Below are 8,662 nucleotides of genomic sequence, written 5' to 3'. Positions count from 1 at the left end.
GCCGGTGCCAGTGCCAGTGCCAGTGCCAGTGCCGCCGTCCAGGCTGGCGCCGCGGCCGCCGCGCAGGCGGCCGGTGGCGCGGTCCCGGCCGAAGCGGTCAAACCGCAAAGCCTGGCCGCCAGCCTGCTCGGCAAGGCGCCGCTGACGCCGTCCAACGAATTGCCCGACCTCGACCCCAGCACGCCGCAAAGCACGCTGAGCAACACCGCCCGCGTGCTGACCACCGTGCTCAGCACGGCGCAGGGCAGCGCCGGCGCGCAACTGGCGCTGGTCGGCAAGAGCGCGCTGTTCGGCAACGCCGCGCCGGCCGCCGAGCAGCTGGCGCAAAAGCTGCAAGACACCATCTCGCAAAGCGGCCTGTTCTACGAGTCGCATGTCACCGAATGGGTCAAGGGCGAGCGCACCCTGCCCGAGCTGATGCGCGAGCCGCAGATGCAGCGCATGCTGCAAAGCGGCGAAAGCGCGGCCCGCGCCGCCGCCAACGGTCCCGACCTGAGCGCCGCGCAACTGATCAACCAGCAACTGCACACCCACGAGCAAGGCCGGGTGCAATGGAACGGCGAAGCGTGGCCGGGCCAGCACATGCAATGGGAAATCCGCCGCGAACAGCGCGAAGGCCGCAAGGACGAGGGCAAGGACGGCGCCGACGGCGAACCCGAGCAGATCTGGCGCAGCGGCGTGCGCTTCCGCTTCCCGATGCTGGGCGCGGTGTCGGCGGCGGTGACGCTGGTCGGCGGCCAGGTGCATATCCAGGTGCAAGCCGACGACGGCGACACCGCCGACACCCTGCGCGCCTACGCCAGCCAGCTGGAACAGGCGATGGAGGCGGCCGGCGCGCCGCTGTCCTCGCTGACCATAGGCCAGGAAGCGCCATGACCGACCAACTGCCGCGCCGTCCGCTGCAGCAGGCGGTGGCCCTGACCTACGAGAACGGCGCGCCGGCGCCCAAGGTGGTGGCCAAGGGCCGCGGGCTGGTGGCCGAGCAGATCATCAGCGTCGCGCTGGAGGCCGGCGTGTTCATCCACGAGTCCAAGGAGCTTGTATCTCTGCTCATGGATGTAGATCTAGATCAACAAATTCCGCCTACACTCTATAGGACGATTGCGGAACTATTAGCGTGGCTATATCATATTGAATCAGCGCAAAAGTCCGGATTGCCGCTTCCAGCTGCGCCGGACACCAGCATCCCCCTTACAGAAATTTGACGCGAACGGCACAGATGTACCCACACTTTCAGGATGCTGAATTGGAAAACTGGCACGATTTTGAAGTCGAATCACGGAAGGAGATCATCTCCTTGCTGCGCGGTATCGGCGAAAAGAACCAGCTGATCCGCATGTTGATCCATGGCGAATCCGACGTCTGCGTGACCTCGATCCTGGAAGTGGACGAACAAAACAACACCGTCTACCTGGATTGCTCGATCGACCGCGAGCAGAACAAGCGGATCCTGGCCTCGCGCCGGCTGTCGTTCGAGACCACGCTGGACAAGGTGCGCATCCTGTTTGGCGCCGACCGCATCGAAACGGCGACCTTCGAAGGCAATCCGGCGTTCAAGATCGTCGTGCCGCCGTCGCTGATCCGCCTGCAACGGCGCGAGTACTACCGCATCGCGACGCCGGTGACCAACCCGGTGCGGGTGCTGATCCCGCTGCCGGAGGAACTGGGCGGCAGCACCACCTTCCCGCTGGCCGACATCAGCTGCGGCGGCATCGCCATCCTGGACAACAAGATGATCCTGGGCGACGCCATCGGCCGCAACTACCTCGATTGCAAGATCGACCTGCCGGAAGTGGGCCAGGTGGCGACCTCGCTGCAGATCCGCAACTCGCTGGACCTGACGCTGCTCAACAACAAGACCAACCGCCGCCTGGGTTGCGAGTTCGTCAACATCTCGCGCGGCATGCTGTCGTACGTGCAGCGCTACATCACCAAGCTGGAACGCGAACGCAACGCCCGCATCGCCGGCCTGATCTAACTCTTTGAAGTTGCTTCAAAATGAGCGCGGCCAGGCGTGGCGCCGAAGACAGTGCGAATGCACGGCGAGGCGAAACAACGACGCCGCGGTCTTTTTGAAGCGACTTCTAAACTTGCATGTTCATGATGTCGTGGTAGGCCGAGACCAGCTTGTTGCGCACCTGGATGGTGGCCTGGAAGTTGATGCTGGCCTTCTGCATCGAGATCATCATGTCCGACAGGTTGACGCTGTCGTCGCCCATCGCGAATTTCTTGCCCATGTCGTCGGCCTGCACCTGGCTGGTGTTGACGCCGTCCAGCGCGTTTTTCAGCGCGTCGGAAAACTCCACCCTGGCCGCCGGCGGCGCCTCGGTCTTGATCACCGGCGGCGTCAGCCCCGGACGCGTGGCGTGCGCCTTCAACTGGGCGATCATGGCCTGGATCTGGCTGCCGTCGATTCCACCTGTTTTCATCCCATCCTCCATCTTGTTGCTGCCGTGGAACAAATTCCAACGACATAGCCGAGCGCGGCGTTACAATACGGCACGGCTCTATCAGTGCTGCCAGAATACCAAGGGCAAGGCCAGTCCCCATGGCCGAGCAGGACCGTAAACGGCGCTCTGTTTGGCCGATTGATTTGTCCGCAACCGGGCAATAATGGCTCATCCTCTCTAGAACCTCGCACCGGAAACCAACCATCATGGCCGTAGCCGAACAAATCGACAACGACACAGCAGCCGACGCCGCGGATGACGGTGCCGAGAAGCTGCCCTTCATCCAGACGCCGATGGGCCGCAATTTCCTGCGCGCGGCCGGCGCGGCGGCCATCGTCGCCATCCTGCTCGGCCTGTGGCTGTGGAACAAGCCGCCCGACTACGGCGTGCTGTTCTCCAACTTCACCGACCGCGACGGCGGCGCCATCACGGCCGAACTGGACAAGCTCAACGTCAAGCACAAGTTTTCCGAAAACGGCAGCGCCATCCTGGTGCCGACCGAGCAGGTGCACGATATCCGCCTGAAACTGGCAGCCCAGGGCTTGCCCAAGGGCGGCAACGTCGGCTTCGAGCTGATGGAAAACCAGAAGCTGGGCGTGTCCCAGTTCCTCGAACAGGTCAACTACCAGCGCGCGCTGGAAGGCGAACTGGCGCGCTCGATCCAGTCGCTGGCGGCGATCGAGAACGCCCGCGTCCACCTGGCGCTGCCCAAGCCGTCCGTGTTCGTGCGCGACCAGCAAAAGCCGACCGCCTCGGTCATCGTCACGCTGCACCCGAACCGCCAGCTCGATCCGGCCCAGACCGCCGCCATCGTGCACCTGGTCGCCTCCAGCGTGCCGGAACTGTTGCCGGCCAACGTCAGCGTCATCGACCAGGCCGGCAACCTGATTTCCGACCAGAACAAGAACGGCAACGGCCTCAACGCCAAGAACATGGACGAGACCCAGCTCAAGTATGTCAAGGACATGCAGCTGCAGGTCATCAAGCAGGTCGAGTCGATCATCATCCCCATCGTCGGCGAAGGCAATGTGCGCGCCGAAGCCACCGCCGACGTCGACTTCGCCCAGATCGAGCAGGCGGCCGAGACCTACAAGCCGAACTCGCCGCCGGCCGCCTCGGCCATCCGCAGCCAGCAGAGCAGCGAAACCAATGGCAACAACGGCAGCACCAATCCGGGCGGCATCCCGGGCGCGCTGTCGAACCAGCCGCCGGGCACCGCCACCGCGCCGCTGACCCAGACCGCCGGCTCGCCGACCGGCACCGCGCCGGCGCCGGGCACGCCGCCGGGCGCGGCCGCGACCAGCACCGCCAACGGCCCCAACCACAAGGAATCGACCACCAACTACGAAGTCGACAAGACCGTGCGCTACGAGCAGCGCGGCATGGGCGGCCTGCGCCGCATGACGGTGGCGGTGGTGGTCAATTACAAACGCATCGTCGGCAAGGATGGCAAAGTCACCATCAAGGCCTATACTCCAGAAGAGATGGCCAAGATTAACGACCTGGTCAAGCAGGCCATGGGCTTCAACCAGGACCGCGGCGACGCCGTCAGCGTGGCCAATTCGCCGTTCGACGGCGTCGACAAGCCGTTCGAACCGCCGCCGGAATGGTGGCGCGATCCGGCCAACTTGCCGATGGCCAAGGATCTGGCGAAGTTCCTGATCACCGCGCTGATCCTGCTGTACATCGTGCTGCGCATCGTCAAGCCGATGATGCGTCCGGTGTTCAAGAAGATCGACGAGATCAACGCGCCGGAACCGGAACCGGAAGAGCCGGAGGAAGTGGTCGAGGAAGGCCCGGACGAGGCCCTCATCGCCGAAGAAGAATTGCGCAAGATGGAAGAAAACACCGTGCGCTCCTACCGCGAAAATCTGGCCATGGCCAAGAAACTGGCCACCGAGGATCCGCGCATCGTTGCCAACGTGATCAAAGAATGGATAGGCGCAAATGACTGAGAATACCGGACTGCAAAAGGCCGCCATCCTGATGCTGGCCATGGGCGAGAGCGAGGCCGCCGAGGTGATGAAGTTCCTCGGCCCGCGCGAAGTGCTCAAGCTGGGCGCCGCCATGGCGACCATGAAGAACGTTCCCCACGAGGAAGTGGTGGGCACCTTGGACAACTTCCGCGACATGGTCGCGGCCGCCTCCACCGTGGGCCTGGATTCGGACGAGTACATCCGCCAGGTGCTGACCAAGGCGCTGGGCGACGACAAGGCCTCGGTGCTGCTGTCGCGCATCCTGGGCGGCAAGGACGCGTCCGGCATCGAATCGCTGAAGTGGATGGATTCGCAATCCGTCGCCGAGCTGATCCGCAACGAACACCCGCAGATCATCGCCACCATCCTGGTCCACCTGGAGCGCGACCAGGCCTGCGAAATCCTCGGCCACTTCACCGACCGCCTGCGCAACGACGTGGTGCTGCGCATCGCCACCCTGGACGGCGTGCAGCCGGCCGCGCTGCGCGAGCTGAACGACGTGCTGACCAAGCTGCTGTCGGGCAACGAGAACATCAAGAAATCGTCGCTGGGCGGCGTGCGCGCGGCGGCCGAGATCCTCAACTTCATGTCGGGCGAGCAAGAAGGTTCGGTGATGGACAACATCAAGAACTACGACAACGACATGGCGCAGAAGATCATGGACGAGATGTTCGTGTTCGACAACCTGATCGATATCGACGACCGCGGCATCCAGCTGCTGCTGCGCGAAGTGCAGTCGGAAATGCTGATCATCGCCCTGAAGGGCGCGTCGCAGGAGCTGCGCGACAAGATCTTCAAGAACATGTCGGCCCGTGCTTCGGAAATGATGCGCGAGGACCTGGAATCGAAAGGTCCGGTGCGCCTGTCCGAAGTGGAAACCCAGCAGAAGCAGATCCTGCAAATCGTCCGCCGCCTGGCCGACGAAGGCCAGATCGTGCTCGGCGGCAAAGGTGAGGATTCCTTCGTCTAATGTCTCTGCTACCAAAAGAACAGCAGTCGGCGTTCCAGCGCTGGGAGATGACCTCGTTTGGCGACGAGCGTCCGCGCGTGATCGCGCAACGCGAAGCCGAGCAGCGCGAGCGCGACGCCGAACAGGCCCAGCTGGACGCCGAGCAGCGCGTGCAGGATGCGCTGCAGGAGCAGCAGGATGCGCTGGAAATGGGCCCGCCGCTGCCGCCGCCGCTGGACTACCCCACCGTTGAAGAACTGGAAGCGATCCGCGAGGAAGCCCGCAAGGACGGCTACGACGAGGGCCACGCGGCCGGCCACGCCGACGCCATCGAGGCCGGCAAGCTGGTCACGGCCGAGCAGCTGGAGCACCTGCGCAGCCTGGCCGCCAGCTTCACCACCTCGCTGCAGGACGCCGACCAGCTGATCGCCAGCGACGTGCTGGAGCTGGCCTTGCAACTGGCCAAGGGCATGCTGAAGAACGCGCTGCAGGTCAAGCCCGAGCTGATCCTGCCGATCGTGCGCGAAGCCATCGAATATCTGCCGGTGCTGCAACAGCCGGCGCTGCTGGTGCTGCATCCCGACGACGCCGCCGTGGTGCGCGGCGGCATCGGCGAGGAGCTCGACAAGGGCGGCTGGCGCGTGGTCGAAGACCCGCAGGTCGGCCGCGGCGGCTGCAAGGTCGATACCGCCAGCAACCAGATCGACGCCACCGCCGCCGCCCGCTGGCAGCGCCTGAGCCACGCGCTCGGCAAAGAAGTGGACTGGCTGGCCTGACATGGACGCCGTCGCCCCCGCCGCTCCACCCGCCGCCCCCGCCAGCCCGCACGCCGGCCGTTGGAAATCCTATCTGCACGACTGCGGCGCGCTGGTCGGCTTCGTCGAGCCGATGCAGGTGTCGGGCCGCGTCACCCGCGTGGCCGGGCTGGTGATGGAAGCGGTCGGCCTGCGGCTGGCCGTGGGCGCCGCCTGCACCGTGCCGCTGCCGTCCGGCGGCAAGATCGAGGCCGAAGTGGTCGGCTTCGAAGGCGACAAGCTGTTCCTGATGCCGCAAAGCGATGTCGAAGGGGTGGTGCCGGGCACCCGCGTGTTCCCGGTCGAACCGGCCATTCCCCGCCCCGGCACCGTCAACCATCCGCGCCGCCGCCCCAGCGACCGCGCGCGCCACCTGCCGGTCGGCCCCGAACTGCTGGGCCGCGTGCTGGACGGCGCCGGCCGCCCGCTCGACAGCCTGGGCCCGCTGCACGCCTCCGACAGCGCGCCGATCAACACCCGCCCCGCCAACCCGCTGGGCCGCGCGCCGATCACCGAAACGCTGGACGTCGGCGTGCGCTCGATCAACGCCATGCTGACCGTCGGCCGCGGCCAGCGCATGGGGCTGTTCGCCGGCTCCGGCGTCGGCAAGTCCGTGCTGCTGGGCATGATGGCGCGCTACACCGAGGCCGACGTCATCGTGGTCGGCCTGATCGGCGAACGCGGTCGAGAAGTAAAAGAGTTCATCGAGCAGATCCTGGGCGAGGAAGGCCTGGCCCGTTCCGTCGTCGTGGCGGCCCCGGCCGACACGCCGCCGCTGATGCGCCTGCAGGGCGCGGCCTACGCCACCGCGATCGCCGAGCACTTCCGCGACCAGGGCCAGAACGTGCTGCTGATCATGGATTCGCTGACCCGCTACGCCATGGCGCAACGCGAGATCGCGCTGGCCATCGGCGAACCGCCGGCCACCAAGGGCTATCCGCCGTCGGTGTTCGCCAAGCTGCCGATCCTGGTCGAACGCGCCGGCAACGGCGAAATGGGCGGCGGCTCGATCACCGCCTTCTACACCGTGCTGACCGAGGGCGACGACCAGCAGGATCCGATCGCCGACTCGGCGCGCGCCATCCTCGACGGCCACATCGTGCTCAACCGCCGCCTGGCGGAAGCCGGCCACTACCCCGCCATCGACATCGAACAGTCGATCAGCCGGGCCATGCACTCGATCACCTCGCCCGAGCACCAGACCCGCTCGCGCCACCTGAAGCAGCTGTTCTCGCGCTACGAGCGCAGCCGCGACCTGATCAGCGTCGGCGCCTATGCGCCGGGCAGCGATCCGGTGCTCGACCAGGCCATCCAGTTGCATGACCGGATAGAGAATTTCCTCCAGCAACAGATCAGCGAACGGGTGACCATGGGCGAGAGCTTGGCCCAACTTACCTCTCTATTCGACTGATTGAAGCGGGCGACCGCCTCCTATAATTGACACACCATGGCTTCCAAAGCGCAACTTGAAACACTGATGGACCTGGCGCGGCGGGAAACCGACGATGCCGCCAAGCGGCTGGGCGCCGCGCTCAAGGCCATCGACGAGGCCAAGCAAAAGCACCAGATGCTGGTCGGCTATCGCGACGAGTATGCGAAACGCTTCGAAGCGGCGCAGGCGGCCGGCATCACGCCCATGGCCTACCGCAATTTCCAGGCCTTCATGGAAAAGCTGGACGTGGCGGTCAAGGGCCAGCTGGACATGATCAAGCACGCGGAATACCGCGGCCAGCAGGAAAAGGCCGCCTGGCAGGCAAGCGAACGCAAGCGCATGTCCTACTCCACCCTGAACGACCGGGCGGCGGCCGAAGCGCTCAAGCTGGAAAACAAGCGCGACCAGAAGCAGATGGACGAACACGCAGCACGGCAGGCCTACTACAAACGCTGACCCATTTAGACGCAACCAACCGACACGGCGCCATCATGCAAACCCAGAATCTCCAAATTCCTACTCTGAACGCCAACGCAGCGGCGGCGCCCAAGGTGAACCTGAATCTGAACGCCGGCGGCGACAACTCCTTCCAGCGCGCGCTGACGCGCGAGATGGACCAGCGCCAGGCCAACGCCGGCGGCGCCAGCAACCCACCGAATATCGGCGCCAAGCCATCCGAGCGCCCGGCCGCCTCGCGCTCGTCCGCGCCCAAGCAGGCGGAGCAGGCCAAACCGGCCCGGCCGCAAAGCCAGCAAGCCGACGCGGCCGATAACAACCAGGCCGTCGCCAGGAACGATACCCAGGCCGCGCCCGCCGCGCCGGCGCCGGCCAAGAGCGGCGCCAAGGACAGCAGCGCCAGCGCCGACGAGGCCGCCGATAGCGCCGCCAGCGACGCCCAGGCCGCCGCCCAGGCCGATCCGGTCGCCGACATGCTGGCCCTGGTGGCCGCCTTCAACCAGCCGGCAGCGCCGGTGGCCGCACCGGTCGCCAGCGCAGCCGATACTTCGGCGGCCACCGCCGGCGCCGGCGCCGTGAGCGCCGCCGACCTGGCCGCCCAAGCC

9 protein-coding genes and 1 pseudogene are annotated in these 8,662 nt (G+C 65.9%); 9 read left to right on the top strand and 1 reads right to left on the bottom strand.

The window, feature by feature from the left end; all coding sequences use genetic code 11:
* The 3 genes from fliK to V6M89_RS30095 form a co-directional block, all read left to right on the top strand.
* The coding region (gene fliK / locus V6M89_RS30105) for a flagellar hook-length control protein FliK (protein ID WP_332856666.1) at positions 1 to 876 on the top strand (876 nt) is incomplete at its 5' end.
* Positions 873 to 1,205, top strand: a complete 333-nt coding sequence (locus V6M89_RS30100; protein WP_332856665.1) for an EscU/YscU/HrcU family type III secretion system export apparatus switch protein — start codon at positions 873 to 875, stop codon at positions 1,203 to 1,205. The genes fliK and V6M89_RS30100, both read left to right, overlap by 4 nt.
* Before the next feature lie 14 nt (positions 1,206 to 1,219).
* Positions 1,220 to 1,978 carry a flagellar brake protein gene (locus tag V6M89_RS30095; protein WP_332856664.1) on the top strand — a complete coding sequence of 253 codons (759 nt, stop codon included), beginning with the start codon at positions 1,220 to 1,222 and terminating at the stop codon, positions 1,976 to 1,978.
* A gap of 106 nt (positions 1,979 to 2,084) precedes the next feature.
* Here V6M89_RS30095 and fliE read toward each other — a convergent pair whose 3' ends face one another.
* Positions 2,085 to 2,429, bottom strand: coding sequence for a flagellar hook-basal body complex protein FliE (gene fliE, locus V6M89_RS30090; protein ID WP_332856663.1), 345 nt, complete (start codon positions 2,427 to 2,429; stop codon positions 2,085 to 2,087).
* A gap of 227 nt (positions 2,430 to 2,656) precedes the next feature.
* Here fliE and fliF point away from each other — a divergent pair, with 227 nt between their 5' ends.
* From fliF to V6M89_RS30060, 6 genes and pseudogenes are all read left to right on the top strand, one after another.
* Complete coding sequence (gene fliF / locus V6M89_RS30085; RefSeq protein WP_332856662.1) at positions 2,657 to 4,405, top strand: flagellar basal-body MS-ring/collar protein FliF; 1,749 nt, start codon at positions 2,657 to 2,659, stop codon at positions 4,403 to 4,405.
* Positions 4,398 to 5,396, top strand: coding sequence for a flagellar motor switch protein FliG (fliG, locus tag V6M89_RS30080; protein ID WP_008451337.1), 999 nt, complete (start codon positions 4,398 to 4,400; stop codon positions 5,394 to 5,396). Before fliF ends, fliG begins: the two co-directional genes overlap by 8 nt.
* Entirely contained in the window at positions 5,396 to 6,151 is a 756-nt protein-coding gene (locus tag V6M89_RS30075) for a flagellar assembly protein FliH (RefSeq protein WP_332856661.1), read from the top strand. The genes fliG and V6M89_RS30075 overlap by 1 nt, the downstream gene beginning before the upstream one ends.
* Position 6,152: 1 nt before the next feature.
* The gene (gene fliI, locus V6M89_RS30070) at positions 6,153 to 7,580 is read left to right on the top strand and encodes a flagellar protein export ATPase FliI (protein WP_332856660.1); all 1,428 of its coding nucleotides are present in this window, start codon (positions 6,153 to 6,155) and stop codon (positions 7,578 to 7,580) included.
* A gap of 36 nt (positions 7,581 to 7,616) precedes the next feature.
* Positions 7,617 to 8,057, top strand: coding sequence for a flagellar export protein FliJ (gene fliJ / locus V6M89_RS30065; RefSeq protein ID WP_332856659.1), 441 nt, complete (start codon positions 7,617 to 7,619; stop codon positions 8,055 to 8,057).
* 35 nt (positions 8,058 to 8,092) lie between these two features.
* Positions 8,093 to 8,662, top strand: a pseudogene (locus V6M89_RS30060) (flagellar hook-length control protein FliK); the annotation flags it as partial.

Origin of the sequence: Duganella sp. S19_KUP01_CR8, assembly GCF_036688705.1 — a bacterium.
Lineage (GTDB): Bacteria > Pseudomonadota > Gammaproteobacteria > Burkholderiales > Burkholderiaceae_D > Rugamonas.
This window is presented reverse-complemented; position numbering and strand designations above follow the sequence as displayed.

Bases quoted from the DNA above. Each gene is read 5' to 3' on its own strand.
- V6M89_RS30095 (WP_332856664.1), top strand. From the start codon at position 1,220: ATGTACCCACACTTTCAGGATGCTGAATTGGAAAACTGGCACGATTTT.
- V6M89_RS30100 (WP_332856665.1), top strand. From the start codon at position 873: ATGACCGACCAACTGCCGCGCCGTCCGCTGCAGCAGGCGGTGGCCCTG.
- fliG (WP_008451337.1), top strand. From the start codon at position 4,398: ATGACTGAGAATACCGGACTGCAAAAGGCCGCCATCCTGATGCTGGCC.
- fliJ (WP_332856659.1), top strand. From the start codon at position 7,617: ATGGCTTCCAAAGCGCAACTTGAAACACTGATGGACCTGGCGCGGCGG.
- fliE (WP_332856663.1), bottom strand. From the start codon at position 2,429: ATGAAAACAGGTGGAATCGACGGCAGCCAGATCCAGGCCATGATCGCC.
- V6M89_RS30075 (WP_332856661.1), top strand. From the start codon at position 5,396: ATGTCTCTGCTACCAAAAGAACAGCAGTCGGCGTTCCAGCGCTGGGAG.
- fliI (WP_332856660.1), top strand. From the start codon at position 6,153: ATGGACGCCGTCGCCCCCGCCGCTCCACCCGCCGCCCCCGCCAGCCCG.
- fliF (WP_332856662.1), top strand. From the start codon at position 2,657: ATGGCCGTAGCCGAACAAATCGACAACGACACAGCAGCCGACGCCGCG.